The organism is Aminobacter sp. NyZ550, assembly GCF_025628925.2.
In the GTDB taxonomy this organism is placed as follows: domain Bacteria; phylum Pseudomonadota; class Alphaproteobacteria; order Rhizobiales; family Rhizobiaceae; genus Aminobacter; species Aminobacter ciceronei.
On sequence record NZ_CP114190.1, the window covers coordinates 3,003,204 to 3,022,580 of the forward strand.

Genomic DNA, 19,377 nt, shown 5'->3' on the forward strand with positions numbered 1-19,377 from the left:
TTCTTCGAACAGCGCTCCAGCTTCTTGATTCCGCGCGATTCCCCAGGGAAACCCGCTTCCCGCTTTCCCTGAATTGCCCTAGCGGCGGCCGCCGGTGCTGCGCGCCAGCGAAGGCAGGTCGTCGATGACCCGGGCCGGCGGGAAGACCGCGATGGCCTCGGTGCCTTCGCGCAGCTTCGAGCGCAATTCGAACTCGCCGCCATGCAAGGCAAGCAGGCCCTGGACGATGGGCAGGCCAAGGCCGGTTCCCTGTTCCGCGCTCTTGATGGCGATCGAGCCCTGGCCGAAAGCCGAAAGCACGACGGGGATTTCGTCGGCGGGAATGCCCGGGCCCCTGTCCTTGACCGAGATGTACTGACCGCCACCGGCGGTCCAGCCGACGCGGACGCGGATTTCGCTGCCCGTCGGCGAGAATTTGATTGCGTTGGACAGAAGGTTGAGCGTGATCTGTCGGATGGCGCGTTCGTCGCCGAGCAGGCGCGGCAGCGTCGGCTCGAACTGCTCGACGATCTTGAGATCCTTGTTGCGTGCCTTGAGCTCCATCATGTGGCAGCAATCCTCGACCACCTGGAGCAGCATCAGCGGCTCTTCGTTGAGCTGATAGCGGCCGGCCTCGATGCGCGACAGGTCGAGGATCTCGTTGATGAGGTCGAGCAGGTGTTGGCCCGACTGGTGGATGTCGCGGGAATATTCGCGATAGGTCGGGCTGTTGATCGGCCCGAGCACTTCGCCGGCCATCACTTCCGAAAAGCCGAGGATGGCATTGAGTGGCGTGCGCAGCTCATGGCTCATCGTGGCCAGAAATCGCGACTTGGCGAGATTGGCGTCTTCGGCGCGGCGGCGGGCCTCGTCCGACATCGATTTTGCCGTCTCCAGTTCGGCAATCAGCGCGTCCATTTCGGACCGGGCGGCCATCAGCAGCAGCGCTGACCGCTTCTTGATGCCGGCAACGAGCGAAAAGAAGGGCAAGGCAGCGACCAGCAGCGCGACCATGATGATGCCAAGCGGCTCGGACAGGTTGACGCCGAAGGCGGCATAGGCGGCGACGGGAACGACGAAAGTTGCGGCCAGTGCGCCGCGCAGCGACGACGCGACGATTGCGGTCGCGGCCATGGCGACGAGCAGGAATACGCCTTTGACGACCGACAGCAGGCCGGGTTCGCAAGCCGCACAGGTCATGGCGGCGAGATAGGCCCAGGCGAGGCCGGTGACGAAATGGCCAATGAAGAAATTGCGCCGGATGGCCGACGGCGTCATCGCTGCAGGCGCTGCCTCGTCGGCGCGGCGGGCAAGCAAGGCCAACCCGACATAACCCATCATCGCGACCAGCGACCATTTGAGGATGGCATCGTCAGCGCCGAGCAAGAACCCGATGCCGGCGAAGATGACGACGAGAAGCGGCAGGGTTGCAGAATTGGCCCTGATCGAACGAGCGTGCAGCTTCAGCAGTTCGCGGTCGAAAGCCAGGCCGCCCGGCTGCTGGGCCAATTGATCGCGTGTCTTGCGCACAGCACGAGCGACATCGCTGTTGCGATGGCGTTTCCTGCGGTCCACAATGATCTTGTCCGCCGTGTTAGAGCGTTGCAACGGCATGTGATAATTCAGTTTTCGCGCGCGCTTATCTTCAAGTCCGCACGCTACGTCCGAATGATTAAGGGATTGTTTGCCATATGAGCCGTTCGTGGTCGGGCAGGCCGCGGCAGCGGTATTTCAGGCGCCCGCGCAGTCGTTGGCGCAAGATTCTCGACTATGCGCTGGCGTTTGCCGTCCTCGGGCTGCTGATCCTGGTTTCGGCGCGCCTCGACCGGGTGGAAACGCGCAGGACGGAAGGGGTCGCCGTCGTCAATGACGGTGATTCGATCACGCTCGGCGGCGAGCGCATCCGCCTGCGCGGCATCGATGCGCCGGAATATTCCCAGATTTGCCGGAAGGACGGCGCTGACTATCCCTGCGGCCGGCGTTCGCGCGAGGCGCTGTCGAAACTTGTCGCTGGGCGCCAGGTGCGTTGCGCCGGCTGGGAGCGCGACCGTTACGGTCGTTTGCTTGGCGAGTGCACGGCTGCCGGCGCCGATCTCAACCGTTCGCAGGTGGAGGCCGGCTGGGCCGTTGCCTATGGTGGCTATGAAGCGGAGGAAGCGGCCGCGCGGCTTGGCCGAAAGGGCCTGTGGGCCGGCGACTTCGACCGTCCGCGCGATTGGCGCAACATGCACGGCGATATGGCTGAAATCGAGCATGGCAGCTATGGGCGCATGCTCAACTGGCTGCGGGAAATCTTTCGATTCTCGTAGCTTGCGGCTTATGCTTGCAAGATCGGTACAAGTCTGAGGAGGCAGAAATGAAGCTGTTTGACGGGGGAAGGGCGCCGAATCCGAGGCGCGTGCGCGTGTTCCTGGCCGAAAAAGGCATTGATGTGCCCAAGGTATCAGTCGACATGGGGGCGATGGAGCACAAGAGAGCTGATGTTTCCTCGCGTAATCCGCTGCAGCGACTGCCGGTACTCGAGCTCGACGACGGCACGATCCTCACCGAAACGGTCGCCATCTGCCGCTATTTCGAGGAGCTTCATCCCGAGCCCGCCTTGTTCGGCAACAGTGCGCTCGGCAAGGCCAGGGTCGAGATGTGGCAAAGGCGGATCGAGCAGAATCTGTTCCAGCCGGTGGCCTTCGCCTTCCGCCATACCCATCCGGCGATGAAGGAGTGGGAAATCCCCCAGGTGGCGGAATGGGGCGAGGTCAACCGGCCGAAGGCCATCGAGTTCCTGGCCTTTCTCGACAAGGAACTCGCCGCGCGCGAATTCGCCGCCGGGGACGACTATTCCATCGCCGACATCACCGGATTGTGCGCCATCGACTTCATGAAGCCGGCGAAGATCGTGATGCCGGAGGCGTTTACCAACGTGCAGCGCTGGTATCGCGCGCTGGCGGCACGCCCGAGCGCTGCCGCCTGATCATGTCGGCCGAACTCGACAGCCTCGTCGCCGAGATCAAGGCTTGCCGCATCTGCGTCGAGCAACCACTGGGCAAGTCCTTGCCGCATGAGCCGCGGCCGGTGGTGGTGCCGTCTTCCACTGCGCGCATCCTGATTGCCGGGCAGGCGCCGGGCACCAGGGTGCATCTGAGCGGAGCGCCTTTCACCGACGCATCAGGCGACCGGCTGCGCGATTGGCTGGGTGTGCCGTCGGAGACCTTTTATGACCCGGACGCCTTTGCCATCGTGCCGATGGGCTTTTGCTTCCCGGGCCAGGACGCCAAGGGCGGTGATCTGCCGCCGCGACGGGAATGCGCAATGGCCTGGCGTGCCCGGCTGATGAAGCTGATGCCGCAGATCGATCTCGTGCTGACGATCGGTCAGTACGCGCAGCGCTGGCACATGGGCGCGGCGCGCGCGGCGTCCTTGACCGACACCGTCGCCGACTGGCGGGCTGTCTGGGCGCGTTCGTCTTCGCCGCATGTGCTGCCTTTGCCGCATCCGTCCTGGCGCAACACCGGCTGGATCAAGCGGAATCCCTGGTTCGAAATGGAATTGCTGCCTTTTCTCAAGGCGGAAATCCAACGTCGCCTTTCCCAAGTGTAGTGGAATTCGATACCGAAGATACAGGGTGTGCGGAGAATTCCTTTCTTGTATGATGGCCTAAATGACAGGATTATGGCGAACCTTTTCTAACGGAGCCCAGATATGGACCGCCTTGACCGGAAAATCCTCCGCCTCCTCCAGGAGGACGCGACCTTGGCCGTGGCCGACGTCGCCAAGAAAGTCGGCTTGTCCACCACACCGTGCTGGCGCCGCATCCAGAAGCTCGAGGAAGAGGGCGTCATCAAGCGCCGCGTGGCGCTGCTCGATCCTGAAAAGATCAATGCGCGCGTGACCGTGTTCGTGGCGATCCGCACCAATTCGCACAGCCATGAATGGCTGCGCCGCTTCTCCGAGGTGATCCAGGAGTTTCCTGAAGTGATCGAGTTCTACCGCATGAGCGGCGACGTCGATTATCTCCTGCGTGTCGTGGTGCCCGATATCGGCGCCTATGACGCCTTCTACAAGCGGCTGATCGCAAAGATCGAGATCCGCGACGTGTCGTCGTCCTTCGCCATGGAGCAGATCAAGTACACGACCGAAATGCCGCTCGATTACATGATCCTCGACAAGGAGAGCGGCGCGTCGGCGGCTTGATCAAGCTTTCGCGCTCAGGCGTTCGACAATCTTGGGATCTGTGAGTTCGCGCACGGCGTCCTTGCCGATCCATTTCGCCGTCTTGTCAGTCGACGCCGCCAGCTTCTCCGCCAGTTGCAAGGCGGGTGCGTGGAGGGCAGGCGAGCGCTTGCCGGTCTGGCGCAGCGCCCAGTTTACGGCTTTCTTGACGAAGTTCCTGCTGTCACCCGCCTGCGCCTCGACAAGCCCGAGCCAGCCGAGGAAGGTCTCGTCCGGCTCCTTCTTGAGATGTACCGCGGCGGTCGCGATCGTCGAGAAGGCTGCACGGCGGACGAATTCGCGCTCATCGGCGGCATAGGCCGGGATGATCTCGTGAGCCAGATTTGCAGCGCAGATGAGATGAGCTGCGTGATCGACGATCTCCCAGCTGTCGAACTCGGCGGCCATCGTGTCGACCTGGCCGCGGGTCACCTTTGCCGGCTCGTCGGTCGCGGCCGCCAGGATGCGAGCTTCGCGAATGCCCGTCGCCCACAGGCCCAGAGCGCGGGTGTGATCGCGCTTGAGCAGGCGGGCTATGGGATTGGTCACGGCATTGGGGATGCCGAGTGCGCGGTCGGTGGCAATGCCGAAGCGGGCCATACCGGCGAGATTCTCTTGCGAGGCCAGCGTGCGCAGATGCGCGATGATCTCATCGACGGTCGAAGCCGACGAAAGCGCCATGGTGCCGCTCTATTTCTCGAGGCGGGCGAGCAGGGACGAGGTATCCCAGCGCTTGCCGCCCATGCCCTGCACGTCCTTGTAGAACTGGTCGACAAGGGCGGTGACCGGCAGCTTGGCGCCGTTGCGGTCGGCCTCTTCAAGGCAGATGCCGAGATCCTTGCGCATCCAGTCGACGGCGAAGCCGAAATCATAGTTGCCGGCATTCATCGTCTTGTGGCGGTTTTCCATCTGCCAGGAGCCGGCGGCACCCTTGGAAATGACGTCAACGACCTTTTCGATGTCGAGGCCGGCCTTCTTGCCGAAATGGATGCCCTCGGCGAGGCCCTGGACGAGGCCGGCGATGCAGATCTGGTTGATCATCTTGGTCAACTGGCCAGCGCCTGCAGGCCCCATCAGCCCAACCATGCGGGCAAAGGAATCGATGACAGGGCGGGCGCGCTCGAAGGGTTCCTGCTCGCCGCCGACCATGACGGTCAGGACGCCGTTTTCGGCACCGGCCTGGCCGCCTGAAACCGGGGCGTCGAGGAAGTGGAAGCCGCCCGCCTTGGCGGCGGTGTCGAGTTCGCGCGCCACCTCGGCCGAGGCGGTTGTGTTGTCGATGAAGATGGCGCCCTTCTTCAACGAGCCGAATGCACCCCTGGCGCCGGTCGTGACCTCGCGCAGGTCGTCGTCATTGCCGACGCAGGCAAAGACGAAGTCCTTGCCTTGCGCGGCTTCGGCGGGCGTCGCGGCAAAGGCGCCGCCATGCTGGGCAGCCCATTTCTCGGCCTTGGCGGCAGTGCGGTTGTAGACGGTGACGTCGTGCCCGCCCTTGTTCTTGAGATGGCCGGCCATGGGGTACCCCATAACGCCGAGACCAAGGAACGCAACCGATGCCATGGCTCACCCTTTCGAAGTGCAAAATGCTCTGGTGTCCGTGGTCTATGCCATGGAACGGATTCGTCAAGACGACGATGGTTGGACCAGCGTTTCGGTGACCTGATCAGCGATGCAGATGGCGAGTGATGCGCCTTTCGATCCAGTCCACCAGATGTCGCAGGGTTTCGACCAGCGACAGGTAGAGCAGGGCAGCCCAGAGATAGGTCTGGAAGTCGAAGGTGCGCGAGAAGGCGCGGCGCGTCTCGCCCATCAGGTCATAGACCGTGATGATGGCGACGATGGCCGAACCCTTGATCATCAGGATGATCTCGTTGCCATATGGCCTCAACGCGACGATCAAGGCCTGCGGCAAGATGATCTTGTAGAGCGTCTGCAGCTTGGACAGGCCAAGCGCGGACGCTGCCTCCCACTGGCCCTTGCCGACGCTCTCGATCGCCCCGCGCAGGATCTCGGCCTGATAGGCGGCGGTGTTGAGGGCAAAGGCGAATACCGCACAATACCAGGCTTCGCGGAAGAAGCCCCACACGCCGATGGCCTCGAGTTGGGGCCGGAACGAGCCGAAGCCGTAATAGATCAGGAAGGTCTGAGCGAGCAGCGGCGTGCCGCGGAAGAAATAGACATAGCCGTAGGAAATCGCGTTCAGAACGCGGTTCTTCGACATGCGGGCATAACAGATCGGAACCGACAGGATGGCACCGAGGACGATGGATATCGCCACCAGCACAAGGGTCACACGCAGGCCCGAGAGATAGGACGGCGCATATTTGGCGAAAAGTTCGGGATTCCAGGCGCTGAACAGATAGGTGGCCAGGCCGGCGCCGAGCGCGATCCAGAGACAGACCAGGACCCAGCCAACTATGCGTTCACGCGACCAACCGCGCGGCGGTGCTGCCGGGCGCTGCACTTTCACAGTGGTTCCGTCAGTCGCGCTCATCGCTGGGCCGCCCGCTTGCCGACCCAGCGCTCGATGGCGCCGATGCCGAATGAGGAGATGATGGCGAGCGCGAGATAGATGAGGCAGGCGACGCCGAAGAACATGAATGCCTGCTTGGTGACGCGGGCTGCGATGCTGCTCTGGCGCACGATGTCGGTCAGGCCGACGGCCGAGACCAGGGCCGTGTCCTTGAGCAGGATGAGCCAGAGATTGGACAGGCCGGGCAGTGCGATACGCACGAGCTGCGGCAGGATCACCAGCCGCATCGTCTGGCGCGGCGACAGGCCGACGGAATAACCGCCCTCATACTGGCCACGCGGGATGGCGCGGAAGGCCGAGAGGAAAACCTCGCTGGCGTAGGACGAGAAGACGACGCCGAGAGCGACCATGCCGGCGACGAAGCTGTTGATCTCGACAACCGCGTCGGGCCGCACCAGCCGCACGACCTGCTGGATGCCGATCTGGGCGCCGTAGAACACGAGGAACAGCGTCAGCAGTTCGGGCAAGCCGCGGAAGATGGTGGTGTAGATGTTACCGGCGAGCCGCATCGAAGGTTCGCCCGACTGCTTGGCAAGTGCAACCAGGAAGCCGATCAGCAGGCCCAGCGGCAATGTCACAAGGGCGAGCGAAACCGTGACGAGCACGCCATGAGCGAGATCGTCCCCCCATCCGTCAGGCCCGAAACTCAGAAGCGTCCACGCGCTTTGCATCGGTATGCTGCCCCCATCGGCCTCCCTTGGCGGGAGTGCCGCCGTCTTTGTAGACGGCTTGTCGTTGAGCTTATGTTAGCCAAACGGCGGGAACTTGTCCCGCCGCTTGTGCAGTTTTCACAGCATTGACGGCTCAGCTGCCGTAAGCGTCGAACTTGAAGTATTTGTCGTTGATTTCCTTGTATTTTCCGTTGGCGCGGATGGCGTCGATGGCTGCCGAGAACTGATCCGCGAGCGGGTCACCCTTGCGCACGCCGACGCCGGCGCCGTCGCCGTGGATCTCGGGCATGTTCGGGATGGTGCCGACGATCTTGCAGCAAGCGCCGTCTGCGGTTTCCAGCCAGGCACCCAAGGTCACGGCGTCGTCGCTGACCGCGTCGAGGCGGCCGTTGGCCATGTCGAGCTTGTATTCGTCAGCCGTCGGATAAGACTTGACGGTGCTGTCGGTGAAGACCTTCTCGGCGTAGTTATAGTGAATGGTCGAGCCCTGGACGCCGATGGTCTTGCCGGCGAGGTCTTCCTTGGTCACACCCTTGATGTCGGTGTCCTTGGCGGCGGCGATCACGGCTGGCGTGTTGATGTACTTCTTGGAAAAGTCGATCTTTTCCTTGCGCTCTGGTGTGATCGACATCTGGGCGATGATGGCGTCGAACTTGCTGGCCTGGAGCGCGGGAATCATGCCGTCCCATTCCTGGGCGACGATCTCACACTTGACCTTCATCTCCTCGCAGAGCGCGTTGGCGATGTCGACGTCGAAGCCAACGAGCTTACCGTCTGATGTCAGGTTGTTGTAGGGAGGGTATGCGCCTTCAGTGGCGATCTTGATCGTCTTTTCCTGCGCCTGCGCCATACCGATGGTGAGCGCCAGGGCCGCGGTCGCAGCCAGGGCAATACGCTTGGAAATACCCATGATGTTCCTCTCTGTTCGCTTCGGCCGGTTCCCGTCCATGGCGGCCGTTGAGCGGATGAACTCCGCCGCTGGCCGCGATACTCCCACTGTTTTCAGTTAAAAATCAATCGCGAAAAGGGGATTTGCGAGCGGGCGATCGGGCAAGCGCGGTGACGCAGCGTCACTGCGCGGCGAGGCCTGTCCGCGCTTCGACGAAGTCGGCGATCGCCGTGATGTCGTCGATGCCGAACACCGGAACCTGTTCGCCTTCGACCGGATGGTCGGCGGCGACGGCAACGATCGAAGGGTCGTTCGATGTCAATGGCGAGCGGTCCTTGGCCGCGAGCCGGCGTGCCTCGATCTTGAGATGGTGCTCGCGCTTGTAGCCTTCGACCAGCACCAGATCGCAAGGAGCGATTCTCTCGAGAACCTCGTCGAGCGTGGGCTCGGTTTCGTTGCGCAGCTCGTGCATCAACGCCCAGCGCCGCCCCGACACGATGGCGACTTCCGTGGCCCCAGCCTCGCGATGGCGAAAGCTGTCAGCGCCCGGCTTGTCTATGTCGAAATCGTGGTGGGCATGCTTGATGGTCGAGACCCTCCAGCCGCGTCTGACCAGTTCCGTCACCAGGCGTTCGGTCAAAGTCGTCTTGCCGGAGTTCTTCCAGCCGGTGATGCCGAAAACGCGATGCGTCATCAGTCGGCCTCGTCGATGATACGCGCAGCCTGGGCAAGGTCGTCGGGCGTGTTGATGTTGAAGAACGGGTCGACTTCAACGGAACCACGTTGCGTCACCGGAAAATCCACCACGTCGAGGCCTGCCTGCTCAAGAAAAGTCATCACCCTGCGGGTATCGCCGCTTTCCAGAAACCCTGCAAGCGTCTCGCGCAGCGAAACCGGCCACAGCGCAAATGTCGGATGCACGCGCCTGTTCGAAGCGGCTGCAACGACGCGTCCGGCGATCGCGTGCGCGGCCAGTCGCTTGCCGAGATCTTCGGGGAAGAAGGGCGTGTCGCCGGCAACGCTGAGGATATGCGTGATATCAGGCTCGACTGCTGCCCACGCCATGCCGGCCAGGACTCCCGCCAGCGGTCCCTGATAACCTGCAATCGTGTCGCTGATGATGTCGACGCCGAAGCCGACGAAACCGGCTGGGTCGGCATTGGTGTTGATGGCGATCCGACCGACCTGCGGGCGCAGGCGATCGAGCACCAGGCCGGTCAGGGGACGGCCGGCAAGCGCCAGAAGCGTCTTGTCTGCGCCGCCCATCCGGCTGGATCGGCCGCCGGCGAGGATCAACCCTGCAATCTGCTCTGCCATGCCTAGATCCCGTCGGGTGCCATCGAAGCACTGGTGCTTTCGGCTGCCGGCCGGCCCTTGCCGACAACGCGTTCGCGATAGAGCGAATAGAGGCCGGAAGCAACGATGACGGCAGCACCCGCGATCATGGCCAGGTCGGGGATATCGCCGAAGACGAAGACGCTGAGCGAGAGCGCCCAGATCAGGGCGGTGTAGCGGAACGGCGCGATGAAGGAAATTTCGCCTTCGCGCATCGCCATGATGACGAACTGGTAGCCGAAAAGCACCAGCACCGCGGCGCCGGCAAGGAATGCGACAAGATTGACCGACACGGGCACCCAGCCGCCGAACGGCACGATGGTCAGCGCCCCGGTGACGGTGATGATGACAGTGGTGGTGGTCGAGACGAAAAGCGACGGGATGTGCCCGGGGATTTTGCGCGTTGCCAGATCGCGCACGGCGCAGAAAGCGACCGAAAGCAGGGCCAGCAGCGAAAACGCGTTGAAGCCTTCGAACCCCGGCCGGACGATGATCAGGACGCCGCCGAAACCGGAGGCGATGGCCAGCCAGCGGCGCCAGCCGACGGCCTCGCCGAGGAAAAGGGCTGCCCCCATGGTTACCGCCAAGGGCAGCGCCTGCAGCACGGCCGAGATATTGCCCAACGGTAGATGGGGCAGGGCGGCGAGGAAGCAAACCGTGCCGCCAACCTCGCCGACAAGGCGCAGGAACACCATCGGATGCCAGTAGCTCCGGTAGCCCTTCAAGGCACCCTGCTGCCAGGCGAGAAGGCTGATCAGCGTGGTGGCGAACAGCCCGCGAACCAGCATCAGCTGGCCCGGATTGATCGTCTGGGCGGCGAGCTTACTCAACGTGTCGTTGAAGGTAAAGGCTGCCATCGCGACGACCATGAAGGTGGCGCCGCGAACATTCGAGGAAAGTGGCACGTCGGCTTTCCGTTGCTGCTGTTGCTTACGGCTTTAGCACCGGTGCGTGAAACAGCAATGCCAATCGGATGGACCAGACATGTCGATTGGCCTCACGGGCCGTTGAGGCTCTCGGCGATGGCGCTCACCAGCGGGTCGTATTTGGCCTTGGACGACACTGGGTATTTGAGCAGGAAGGCATGAATGACGCCGCCCCTGCCAAATTCGAGCCGGTGGTAGAATATGTCGTTGCCGTCGTGGCCCGACAGTACGATCCAGTCCTTGCCCAGCTTGCGGTAGGTGACCTCCACGCCCTCGGAACTCATGTCGGCAAGCTGCCTGGGCATCTGCTCGAGCGCGTTGTTGGAACCGTAGATCGCGAGGCTCGCCCCATCCGCCGCCAGGAATGTCATGCCGTCGCCGTTCTCGGGCGGTTCGGCCTTGCTGACGAAGATTTCATGCGGAAACGTCACCGACGTGCCGAAGCGGGCATTGGTGTAGATGAATGGCTTGGCAAGTGCAGGCGCGGCCAGCACCATCGCCAGCACCATTGCGGAGAACGTCCTGGCGAACCGGTAAGCCATGCCCATTACCTCACGAGGACGTTGTCGGGTGGCGACGATAGCTGCAACTTAGCCGCCTGTCACACTGATATGGCGCGAGACGGACGGGCGATTGGTGCGGCGTCGATGATGCGCCCGATCGCCTCGTCAATGGCGTTGGACAAAAGCCCGTTGCCTTCGGAGGCGCGCAGCGGCGCCCTGAGGTCAGCCGCGTCCCGACGCTACCACAACCGCTGCAGCGCGGTCTTCACCGCATCGCGATTGTCCCGCCTCATTCGCTCGACGACCGCCTCGAATCGCCCGTCGCCGAAGATCCGTTCGCGATAGGCCGCGTAGTCGGCGAGCACCGCGCGCACCGTGTCGGCGAGTTCGCCGTAGCGCGCCCACACCACGAACGGGTGATACGCGATCGACTCGCGTAGCGGCACGTCTTCGCTGACGACGACCACACCGCACAGCAGCGCCGGCAATACGCGCAATTCCTCAAACGTGTGGTGCTGGCCGGTCTGATGCACGTTCACGAGCACGCGCGTGTCGCGGTAGAGCCTGCACAGCGCGGCGCCCGCGTAGACACCGCTGACATTGACCAGCGACAGGCGCGCCGTGTGGGCCGCTTCAAGAAACGCCGCGCGGCGCGGTTGCGCGACGTCGCCAAACAGCGTGATCGCGTCGCGCCGCCGCGTGCCTGTGGTGACGTCGGTGTCATACAGCAGCGGCGCGAGCACGATCGTCTTGGCCAGATACGCATCGAAGCCGCCGGCGCGACGCAGGTTTTCGACATTCGGCTGGCTGTAGTCGATGATCACGTCGGCCGATTCGACCACCGCGCGGTTCACCACGCGCGCGAGATAGTGCCCTTGGCCGTCCGGCAATGGCACGGCACCGGTCGGCGCGCCGTCGCTGTCGCGCCCGCCCGGCATGACCAGCGTGTGTTCCCACTGGACATCGATGCGCCGCGTGCGGTTCGCATTGCCGCAGTCGACCTCGGAGTCGCCGAACAGGAGATTGACCGGCGCGTCGCGCACGGCCAGCGTTTCGCGGAACAATGCGACACAGTACAAATAGTATTCCCGCACGAACGCCGGATACTGCGGATCGTATGCAAGCCGCGCACGTCCGACGGTTTCGACGCAGAACGCCTGCGCGCGCGGAAACACATGGCGCCACAGCGTTTGCAGCTTGCGGGCGACACGCTTCGTCAGCGTCATTGCGGACAAGGTCGGGGCGGAGAACGTCGCGGCGAGCCGGTAAGCATGCTCATGGCCTCACGAGGACGTTGTCGGGTGGCGAAGGTCGATATCGCTCAGCCGCCTGTCACGCTCATGTGGCGGGAGACGGACGGCCGATTGGTGCGGCGGTCGATGATGAAATCGTGGCCCTTCGGCTTGCGTCCGATCGCCTCGTCGATGGCATTGGACAAGAGTTCGTTGCCTTCGGAGGCGCGCAGCGGCGCCCTGAGGTCGGCCGCGTCCTCCTGGCCGAGGCACATATAGAGCGTGCCGGTGCAGGTCAGGCGCACGCGATTGCAGCTCTCGCAGAAATTATGCGTCATCGGCGTGATGAAGCCCAGCTTTCCGCCGGTTTCAGCGACATCGACGTAACGCGCCGGTCCGCCTGTCTTGAACGGGATGTCGGTCAAGGTGAATTGCCGCTCGAGATTGGCCCTCAGCAGCGACAGCGGCAGATACTGGTCGGTGCGGTCGGCATCGATCTCGCCCATCGGCATCGTCTCTATGACCGTCAGGTCCATGCCACGGCCATTGGCCCAGCGCAGGATTTCAGGGATTTCGGTATCGTTGAAACCCTTGAGGGCAACCGCGTTGATCTTGATGTGCAGGCCGGCCGCCTGGGCGGCATCAATGCCTTCCATCACCTTGGCGAGATGGCCCCAGCGCGTGATGGCGTGGAACTTGTCGGGATCGAGCGTGTCGAGCGAGACGTTGATGCGCTTGACGCCGCAATCGGCCAGTTCGGCAGCGAAGCGCGACAGCTGTGAGCCATTGGTGGTCAGCGTCAGCTCTTCCAGTGCGCCGCTATCGAGATGGCGCGAGAGCTGGCGAATGAGGTGCATGACGTTCTTGCGCACCAAAGGTTCGCCGCCGGTCAGGCGCAGCTTCTTGACGCCCTTTTCGACGAAGACGGTGCAAAGCCGGTCGAGCTCCTCGAGCGACAACAGGTCCTTCTTGGGCAGGAAGGCCATGTCTTCGGCCATGCAATAAGTGCAACGGAAGTCGCAGCGGTCGGTAACCGACACGCGCAGATAACTGATCGAGCGACCGAAAGGATCGATCATATCCATGGTCTGCGCTTCCGTTTCCCGTTTCGTGGTGCCTTGGCCAGCACTGTCATATTACGGCTATGTTGTACGCTTGTGCATGTCAATCAAGATGAAAGTTTGTTGCCCCGGAGTGACTCTCCTTGGTTTGCCGTCCCGGCGCTGTCTTAGCGCTTTCCGCGACGTCCGAAGCGCAGTAGTGAATGGCATCTCATAACGGCAGGACGGATCATGACGGCACCGAAGGAATTGAGGGTCTCCAAGGACCGCAAGCTGTTGACGGTGACGTTCCCGGACCATCGCCCGTTCGAGCTTTCGGCCGAACTGCTGCGCGTGCTTTCGCCCTCCGCCGAGGTGCAGGGCCATTCGCCTGAGCAGCGGGTGACGGTGCCTGGCAAGAAGGAGGTCGCCATCCTCAAGGTCGAGCCGGTCGGCAATTATGCCGTACGCATCACCTTCGACGATTTCCACGACACCGGCATCTTCACCTGGAACTATCTGCATACGCTCGGACACGACAAGGACAAGCGCTGGCAGGAATATCTCGACGAGCTGGCGCAAAAAGGATTGAGCCGCGACCGCTGATTGTCTTTGGCCGTTCACGTTGTCTTGGGCAGTTCACATTGGCCGGCTAAGCGCATCAGCATCCAAGCAGGAAGGGGACATGATGTCGGTCATATCAACGGTCGAACAGCTTGAGGCGCTCTACGGCGTTCCAGGCGAAACCTCGCTGGTCAAGGAACTCGACCATGTCATCCCTGAATACGCCGCGTTCATCGAGGCCTCGCCCTTCGTCTCGCTGGCGACCAGCGGGCCGGAAGGGCTCGACTGTTCGCCGCGCGGCGATCTCGCCGGCTTCGTCCGCATCCACGATCCACGCACTCTGATGATGCCGGACCGCCGCGGCAACAACCGCGCCGACTCGCTGAGGAACATCATCCGCGATCCGCGCGTCGCGCTGCTGTTTCTGGTGCCGGGTTCCGGCACGACGCTGCGCGTCAATGGTCGTGCCCATATCAGCGTCGATGCGGAGCTGTGTGCGTCCTTCGCAGTCGAAGGCAAGCCGGCGCGTTCGGTGACGGTGGTCGACGTCGATGCCGTCTATTTCCAGTGTGCGCGCGCGATCGTGCGGTCGGAACTGTGGAACCCCGAGCGTCATGTCGATCCGAAGACGCTGCCAACGCCGGGACAGATCCTTGCGATCACCAGTCGCGCCGGCATCGATGGCGAAACCTATGATCGTGAATGGCCGGAGCGCGCCAGGAAGTCGATGTGGTAGATCGTTGAACGGGCGGCCCGAGGCCGCGTTTTGGGCCGTCAGCGCGGCAACCGGGCTCAAAACAAAGTGATTGCGTTGGTGTAACTCAGCGGGCGTTATCGACGTATACCAGCAAAACTGCTGGAGCTGGATGGAATGACGCCCTGGACTGACCGCACTGGTAAACTCTCGCCGCTCAAGGCTTTGGCCTTTGCCGGAACGTTGGTGCCGGCATTGCTGCTTGGCTACTACGCGGTGAAAGGCTTTCCGCAAGGCGCCGGCGCCGGCACGCTGCTCGGGCCACGGCCCTTCACCGCCGCCATCCATGAAACCGGCGATTGGGCGATCCGCTTCCTGTTGATGTCGCTGGCAGTGACGCCGCTGCGCCGCATCGGCCAATGGCCGAAGCTGATCCTCATCCGTCGCATGCTCGGCATTGCCGCGCTTGCCTACGCCATCGGTCATCTCGTGCTCTATTTCTTCGACCAGAATTGGGATGTTTTCCGTGTCGTCAGCGAGATCGCGCTTCGAATCTATCTCACCATCGGCTTCGTTGCACTGCTGGGGCTTGTTGCCCTCGGGGCGACGTCGACGGACGCGGCTATCAGGAAGCTTGGGCGCAACTGGAACCGGCTGCACAAGATCGTCTACGCCATCGGCATACTTGCGGCATTGCATTTTTTCATGCAGTCCAAGGCCGACGTCTACGAGCCGACGCTGTTGGCCGGCTTGTTCGTGCTTCTGATGTTCTACCGTCTGGCGCATTGGCGCGGGCTCAGCCTGACGTCGCCGCTGGTGCTTGTCGCGATTGCGGTCGTCGCTGCGATGTCGACGGTGATTGTCGAGGCGGCCTGGTACGGGCTGGCGACCGGCGTGCCGCCCGCCCGCGTGCTGTGGGCCAACCTGCAGTTTTCCTACACGATCCGGCCGGGCTGGTGGGTGCTGGCGACGGGCCTTGCCGCAGCGGTGCTCGGTTTCGTCAGATCGATGGGAAGGGCGGAGGCGCCGCGGGGCAGGCGGGCTGCAAGGGCTGCCGCCTGAGCGGCTATTCCTTCAGTGCGTCTGCAACGCGCAGCATGTGCGCGCCGATCAGGTCGCATTGTTCGGGCGTCGATGCGCTCATCGCCTTTTCGATCAAGGCGCCATAGGCTTTCAGCGCCCGCATCAGCAGTGCGGCGCCGTCTTCGGTCAGCGTCAGTCGCATCACCCGGCGGTCCTTGGCATCGCCCTCTCGCTTGACCAGCGCGCGCTTTTCCAGCTGCGGCAGCAGCATGGTGATGTTCGAGCGACCGACAAGCAGCTTGCGGGCCAGATCGTGCTGCGAAATGCCGGGATGGCGATAGAGATTCATAAGGACATCGAGCTGCGCCGGCTTCAGATCGTGCGGCTGCAGCGCGCTCGCCAGGGCACGCTCCATCGAGTGGCACGCCTTGGCCACGGCGACCCAGTTGCGGAACCGCGGGTTGTCCCACGGCAAATCTTGTCTATTGTTCATGATTGAACTATTATTGTTCATGATTGAACTTATGGATGGACGAACACTATGGCATCAATCGGGCTCAAGGTCATCCGGCGGCTGTTCGGTGCGGCCGAACTGGTTTCGCCACGTCTCGCCGGTCGCGCCGCATTCGAGCTTTTTCGACGAACGCCGAGCCAGCGCTCGCTGACATCGGGCGAAAGGCGCGCCATCGGCAATGCTTCGGGCTTCATGGCGGAGGCCCGTCACCATCGAATCAAGACGCAGAAAAGCTGTGTGGCGATGCACGAGTTTCGCCCTGAGGGAGCAAGCAGGGGAACAGTGCTCGTCATCCATGGCTGGCGTTCGCGCACCGAATACATGCAAGCGCTGATCGAAGGCTACAGGGATGCCGGCATGCGCGTGATCTCGCTCGACCTGCCGGGGCATGGTGGCTCGCTTGGACGCGCGCTCGACATGGCCAAGGCCGTCGAAGCGGCAACCCTTGCCGGCCAATGGTTCGGGCCGTTCGAGGCGATCGTCGGCCATTCCTTCGGCGGCGCGGTTGCCGTCAACGCTGCTGCCGGAACCGTCAAGGGGTTCGAGCCGCTTGGAGCCAAGCGGCTCGTGCTGGTGGCCGCGCCCGATTCGATGCCCAGGCTGTTCGACGATTTCGGCCGCTATCTGAATCTCGGCCCCAGGACGCAGCGCGCGATCTCGGGGCAGGTGCAGCGTGTGACCGGCACCCCAATCGGCCAGTTCGTCGGTTCCAGGCTGCTGATGCGCCTGGCCACCCCGACGCTTGTGATCCACGCCCCTGACGACAGGGAAGTGTCGGCCAACGAAGCGCGCGCCATGGCCGGCGCCGGCGGCCATGTCAGGCTGTTCTGGGCCGACGGTCTCGGTCACCGCCGCATCCTGTCGAGCGCCAAGGTCGTGGCCGAGGCGGTTGGCTTTCTCCAGGCAGCGCGCGAACTCGACACGGTCCACTAGGCAGTCGTTGGCGCCATGCGGATCGCCAGGGCTCAGCCCTGGCCCTCCAGCGCGGCCCTCAGCATGTCGTAGGTCGGCGCCAGTTCGCGAAGCGATGCCGCCGCTTCGCCATCCTTGCCGGCGACCAGGGGGTATTGCAGCGCGCCGATGAGCCGGGCCTGTCGTCCCGCAATCCGAGCCGCCTCGACATATCCCGCGCGTTCCAGGCAGGTCGCGGCGTCTGTCGCGCGGCGAGCGCCTGCCTGGACGGCGAAATGGATCATGTGGCCACGAAGGTCGTCGCCGCAACCACGCTCGATCAGCCGCGCCAGCGCTTCGGCGGCGGCGGCATTGCCCGAGCTTCCCGCCGGCATGTCGTGCTCACCCGCCATCGACAGCCAGCGGATCGCCGAAGGGATCGACGCCCTGATTATGTCCACTTCGGCGACGTCGGCGGTCCGCCTGAAGGCGGTGCGCATCGTATAGGGCGTGCCGTAGATCAGCGTTTTTGCGCTCCAGGCGGCCATGAAGTCGGCGAGGGGCAGGCGGGCATAGGGATAGCCCTGCGGATCGTGCATCAGAATGCTCTCGTCGTCGACTTCGAGCGCCACGACGTAATGATCGGCCTCAATCGGGCCGCGCATGCGTGGCTGATGCCTGAGATGCCCCATCTCGACGGGACCGATCCAGACCGGGCCGGCGGCCAATGCCGCCTTGAGGCGCGCCAGGGCCTCTTCGGCTTCGCCCCCTTGCGTGACATCAGATGTCCAGCCGAGCGCTGAAAGCGCGACTTCGAAACCTTTCTCCGGGTCCCAGCCATAGGGGTCGAAGAAGGGCAACGTGCCGCCGATCAACTGCATGCCGAACGGGCCGCCAATGGCCACCTCGATGACGGCGGTCGACGGTCCATCGGCGCCGAACATCATGGCGAAGGAATTGGCATAGCAATACGGGCCCGAGCCCGTGTAGGCAAAGTGCGTCATGTCTGGACCTCTTGTCAGATGAGGGGATAGGCGACGTCGAAACGGGCGCCTTGGGTTCCGGGATAGGTTTCGCAAGGGCTGCCAGCGCAACTCAGATCGCTCCGCGCGTCGAGCCACGCTTCAAGGGCGTCGTACACGTGCATGACGCGGGGAAAATTCTCATAGGCCTTGGGAACCGGCAGATAGACCTCGCGCCGCGCTGGCTGCAGCCTGATGAGCAGGTCGCCTGCCGGCTCGAGCTTTCCCGCGCAGGCGATGGCGACCTCGACGAGACCTTCACTGTCGCGGCTGACAAGGTCGTGAAAATGCACGCTCATCAATCCGTCGCAAGCCGATCCCGAGGCGCGCAAATGCGTCCGGATGTCGGCTTCGGCTGCGGCGATGAAATCGTCCAGCCCTTCGACGCCGATCTGGCGCTGTCGCGACACGACCTTTGCGGCCGGTACCTCACGCAGGCCGATCGTCGCCATCAATGCCGGTTCGCCGCCTTCGGCTTGCCGGGAAAGCGCGCGCACGAGTTCGGCCTGGTCGGCAAGCCTGTCGTTCTGCGCGCTTAGCCAGCTTTGCAGTTCTACGACGCGTGCTTCCGGTGTGAGCTCCAGCAGCTGCGTGACGCGGGCGATCGGCAGCCCCAGCTGGCGCAGCCGCGAGATCAGGCGCGCCCGTGGCGCCTGCGCGGAGGCATAATAGCGATAGCCGGTCTGCGGATCGACGTGGACCGGCACCAGCAGGCCTTGCTCGGCATAGAGCCGCAATGCCTTTGGCGACAGCCGCGTGGCGGCCCCGAAACGGCCGGCGAGGAGATAGGAATCGGTCATAACGCCGTGTCTAGGGCTGGCCCCAGGGGCGAGGTCAAGCGCGCGATTTGCTGTCGTCGCCGCCCGCCGATCAGCCCTTCTTGTTGCCTGGCTCTACAGGCAGGCCCGCCGCGCGCCACGCAGTGAACCCGCCAAGGATGTGCCGGACCGGCTCCAGCCCCATCTCCTGCGCGGTCTTGGCGGCGAGCGCCGAGCGCCAGCCGCCGGCGCAGAAGAAGACGAAGTTCTTGCCGCTGGAAAAGAACGGCTTGTGATAGGGGCTGTCGGGGTCAATCCAGAATTCGAGCATGCCGCGCGGGCAATGCTGGGCGCCCGAAATCCTGCCTTCGCGCTCGACCTCACGCGGATCGCGCAGGTCGACGAAGATGGTCTCGGTGTCGTCGAGCAGGGTTGCCGCTTCCTCGGGCGACACCACCTCGACCACTGCATTGGCCTCGTCGAGCAGTTCCGTGTAGCCCTTCTTCACCTTGCCCTCGCGTCAATTCGGCCCAAATGCAGCTTGCAAGGCCAAGTGATCGCATGAAGCGGCGAGGCTGTCATCGTCGATGAATTGTG

The 19,377-nt window shown here is 63.5% G+C and carries 24 protein-coding genes and 1 pseudogene; 8 read left to right on the top strand and 17 right to left on the bottom strand.

Annotated features, from left to right (window positions below):
• Nucleotides 1-78: 78 nt before the first annotated feature.
• Nucleotides 79-1,593 (bottom strand): sensor histidine kinase, encoded by a 1,515-nt coding sequence (locus N7E70_RS14740; RefSeq protein ID WP_182573934.1) that lies wholly within the window; start codon nucleotides 1,591-1,593, stop codon nucleotides 79-81.
• A 77-nt stretch (nucleotides 1,594-1,670) separates the two neighbouring features.
• On the opposite strand from N7E70_RS14740, the gene N7E70_RS14745 reads away from it, so the two are divergent.
• The 4 genes from N7E70_RS14745 (at nucleotide 1,671) to N7E70_RS14760 (ending at nucleotide 4,167) form a co-directional block, all read left to right on the top strand.
• Complete coding sequence (locus tag N7E70_RS14745) at nucleotides 1,671-2,288, top strand: thermonuclease family protein (RefSeq protein WP_263006778.1); 618 nt, start codon at nucleotides 1,671-1,673, stop codon at nucleotides 2,286-2,288.
• A gap of 47 nt (nucleotides 2,289-2,335) precedes the next feature.
• Nucleotides 2,336-2,947, top strand: coding sequence for a glutathione S-transferase family protein (locus tag N7E70_RS14750; protein ID WP_263006779.1), 612 nt, complete (start codon nucleotides 2,336-2,338; stop codon nucleotides 2,945-2,947).
• 2 nt (nucleotides 2,948-2,949) lie between these two features.
• On the top strand, nucleotides 2,950-3,573 hold the full coding sequence (locus N7E70_RS14755) for a uracil-DNA glycosylase family protein (protein WP_154383958.1): 624 nt from the start codon (nucleotides 2,950-2,952) through the stop codon (nucleotides 3,571-3,573).
• A 102-nt stretch (nucleotides 3,574-3,675) separates the two neighbouring features.
• Nucleotides 3,676-4,167, top strand: coding sequence for an Lrp/AsnC family transcriptional regulator (locus tag N7E70_RS14760; protein ID WP_067961212.1), 492 nt, complete (start codon nucleotides 3,676-3,678; stop codon nucleotides 4,165-4,167).
• On the opposite strand, the gene N7E70_RS14765 is transcribed toward N7E70_RS14760, so the two are convergent.
• The 12 genes and pseudogenes from N7E70_RS14765 to moaA form a co-directional block, all read right to left on the bottom strand.
• Nucleotides 4,168-4,866 (bottom strand): DNA alkylation repair protein, encoded by a 699-nt coding sequence (locus N7E70_RS14765; protein WP_263006780.1) that lies wholly within the window; start codon nucleotides 4,864-4,866, stop codon nucleotides 4,168-4,170.
• Between the two features lie 9 nt (nucleotides 4,867-4,875).
• Entirely contained in the window at nucleotides 4,876-5,745 is an 870-nt protein-coding gene (locus tag N7E70_RS14770; protein ID WP_263006781.1) for an NAD(P)-dependent oxidoreductase, read from the bottom strand.
• A gap of 103 nt (nucleotides 5,746-5,848) precedes the next feature.
• On the bottom strand, nucleotides 5,849-6,679 hold the full coding sequence (locus N7E70_RS14775; protein ID WP_067961223.1) for an ABC transporter permease: 831 nt from the start codon (nucleotides 6,677-6,679) through the stop codon (nucleotides 5,849-5,851).
• Complete coding sequence (locus N7E70_RS14780) at nucleotides 6,676-7,389, bottom strand: ABC transporter permease (RefSeq protein WP_182573938.1); 714 nt, start codon at nucleotides 7,387-7,389, stop codon at nucleotides 6,676-6,678. The genes N7E70_RS14775 and N7E70_RS14780 overlap by 4 nt, the downstream gene beginning before the upstream one ends.
• A 133-nt stretch (nucleotides 7,390-7,522) precedes the next feature.
• On the bottom strand, nucleotides 7,523-8,299 hold the full coding sequence (locus tag N7E70_RS14785) for an ABC transporter substrate-binding protein (protein WP_182573939.1): 777 nt from the start codon (nucleotides 8,297-8,299) through the stop codon (nucleotides 7,523-7,525).
• A gap of 160 nt (nucleotides 8,300-8,459) precedes the next feature.
• A complete protein-coding gene (gene mobB, locus N7E70_RS14790; protein WP_067961242.1) occupies nucleotides 8,460-8,972 on the bottom strand; it encodes a molybdopterin-guanine dinucleotide biosynthesis protein B in 513 nt (170 codons plus the stop codon).
• The gene (gene mobA, locus N7E70_RS14795; protein ID WP_263006782.1) at nucleotides 8,972-9,595 is read right to left on the bottom strand and encodes a molybdenum cofactor guanylyltransferase MobA; all 624 of its coding nucleotides are present in this window, start codon (nucleotides 9,593-9,595) and stop codon (nucleotides 8,972-8,974) included. The genes mobB and mobA overlap by 1 nt, the downstream gene beginning before the upstream one ends.
• A 2-nt stretch (nucleotides 9,596-9,597) precedes the next feature.
• Nucleotides 9,598-10,518: a DMT family transporter gene (locus N7E70_RS14800; RefSeq protein ID WP_263006783.1), complete on the bottom strand. Its 921-nt coding sequence runs from the start codon at nucleotides 10,516-10,518 to the stop codon at nucleotides 9,598-9,600.
• A 92-nt stretch (nucleotides 10,519-10,610) separates the two neighbouring features.
• Complete coding sequence (locus tag N7E70_RS14805; protein ID WP_263006784.1) at nucleotides 10,611-11,081, bottom strand: hypothetical protein; 471 nt, start codon at nucleotides 11,079-11,081, stop codon at nucleotides 10,611-10,613.
• Nucleotides 11,082-11,129: 48 nt separating this feature from the next.
• Nucleotides 11,130-11,281 (bottom strand): annotated as a pseudogene (locus tag N7E70_RS14810) (GTP 3',8-cyclase MoaA); the annotation flags it as partial.
• Complete coding sequence (locus N7E70_RS14815; RefSeq protein WP_263006785.1) at nucleotides 11,282-12,268, bottom strand: hypothetical protein; 987 nt, start codon at nucleotides 12,266-12,268, stop codon at nucleotides 11,282-11,284.
• Between the two features lie 95 nt (nucleotides 12,269-12,363).
• Nucleotides 12,364-13,359 (bottom strand): GTP 3',8-cyclase MoaA, encoded by a 996-nt coding sequence (gene moaA, locus N7E70_RS14820; RefSeq protein ID WP_067961254.1) that lies wholly within the window; start codon nucleotides 13,357-13,359, stop codon nucleotides 12,364-12,366.
• 207 nt (nucleotides 13,360-13,566) lie between these two features.
• Between moaA and N7E70_RS14825 the strand changes: the two genes are divergently transcribed.
• From N7E70_RS14825 to N7E70_RS14835, 3 genes are all read left to right on the top strand, one after another.
• Nucleotides 13,567-13,920 carry a gamma-butyrobetaine hydroxylase-like domain-containing protein gene (locus N7E70_RS14825; protein ID WP_067961257.1) on the top strand — a complete coding sequence of 118 codons (354 nt, stop codon included), beginning with the start codon at nucleotides 13,567-13,569 and terminating at the stop codon, nucleotides 13,918-13,920.
• An 82-nt stretch (nucleotides 13,921-14,002) separates the two neighbouring features.
• Nucleotides 14,003-14,614 (top strand): pyridoxamine 5'-phosphate oxidase family protein, encoded by a 612-nt coding sequence (locus tag N7E70_RS14830; protein ID WP_067966405.1) that lies wholly within the window; start codon nucleotides 14,003-14,005, stop codon nucleotides 14,612-14,614.
• Between the two features lie 135 nt (nucleotides 14,615-14,749).
• The gene (locus N7E70_RS14835) at nucleotides 14,750-15,634 is read left to right on the top strand and encodes a sulfite oxidase heme-binding subunit YedZ (RefSeq protein ID WP_263006786.1); all 885 of its coding nucleotides are present in this window, start codon (nucleotides 14,750-14,752) and stop codon (nucleotides 15,632-15,634) included.
• A gap of 4 nt (nucleotides 15,635-15,638) precedes the next feature.
• On the opposite strand, the gene N7E70_RS14840 is transcribed toward N7E70_RS14835, so the two are convergent.
• The gene (locus N7E70_RS14840; RefSeq protein ID WP_067961264.1) at nucleotides 15,639-16,088 is read right to left on the bottom strand and encodes a MarR family winged helix-turn-helix transcriptional regulator; all 450 of its coding nucleotides are present in this window, start codon (nucleotides 16,086-16,088) and stop codon (nucleotides 15,639-15,641) included.
• 48 nt (nucleotides 16,089-16,136) lie between these two features.
• On the opposite strand from N7E70_RS14840, the gene N7E70_RS14845 reads away from it, so the two are divergent.
• Nucleotides 16,137-17,042, top strand: a complete 906-nt coding sequence (locus N7E70_RS14845; protein ID WP_067961269.1) for an alpha/beta hydrolase — start codon at nucleotides 16,137-16,139, stop codon at nucleotides 17,040-17,042.
• A 32-nt stretch (nucleotides 17,043-17,074) separates the two neighbouring features.
• Here N7E70_RS14845 and N7E70_RS14850 read toward each other — a convergent pair whose 3' ends face one another.
• The 3 genes from N7E70_RS14850 to N7E70_RS14860 all read right to left on the bottom strand — a co-directional run bounded on the left by N7E70_RS14850 (nucleotide 17,075) and on the right by N7E70_RS14860 (nucleotide 19,288).
• Nucleotides 17,075-18,004 carry a hypothetical protein gene (locus tag N7E70_RS14850; protein ID WP_263006787.1) on the bottom strand — a complete coding sequence of 310 codons (930 nt, stop codon included), beginning with the start codon at nucleotides 18,002-18,004 and terminating at the stop codon, nucleotides 17,075-17,077.
• Between the two features lie 14 nt (nucleotides 18,005-18,018).
• A complete protein-coding gene (locus tag N7E70_RS14855) occupies nucleotides 18,019-18,822 on the bottom strand; it encodes a MerR family transcriptional regulator (protein ID WP_263006788.1) in 804 nt (267 codons plus the stop codon).
• Between the two features lie 70 nt (nucleotides 18,823-18,892).
• A complete protein-coding gene (locus N7E70_RS14860) occupies nucleotides 18,893-19,288 on the bottom strand; it encodes a rhodanese-like domain-containing protein (protein ID WP_182573944.1) in 396 nt (131 codons plus the stop codon).
• Between the last annotated feature and the right edge of the window lie 89 nt (nucleotides 19,289-19,377).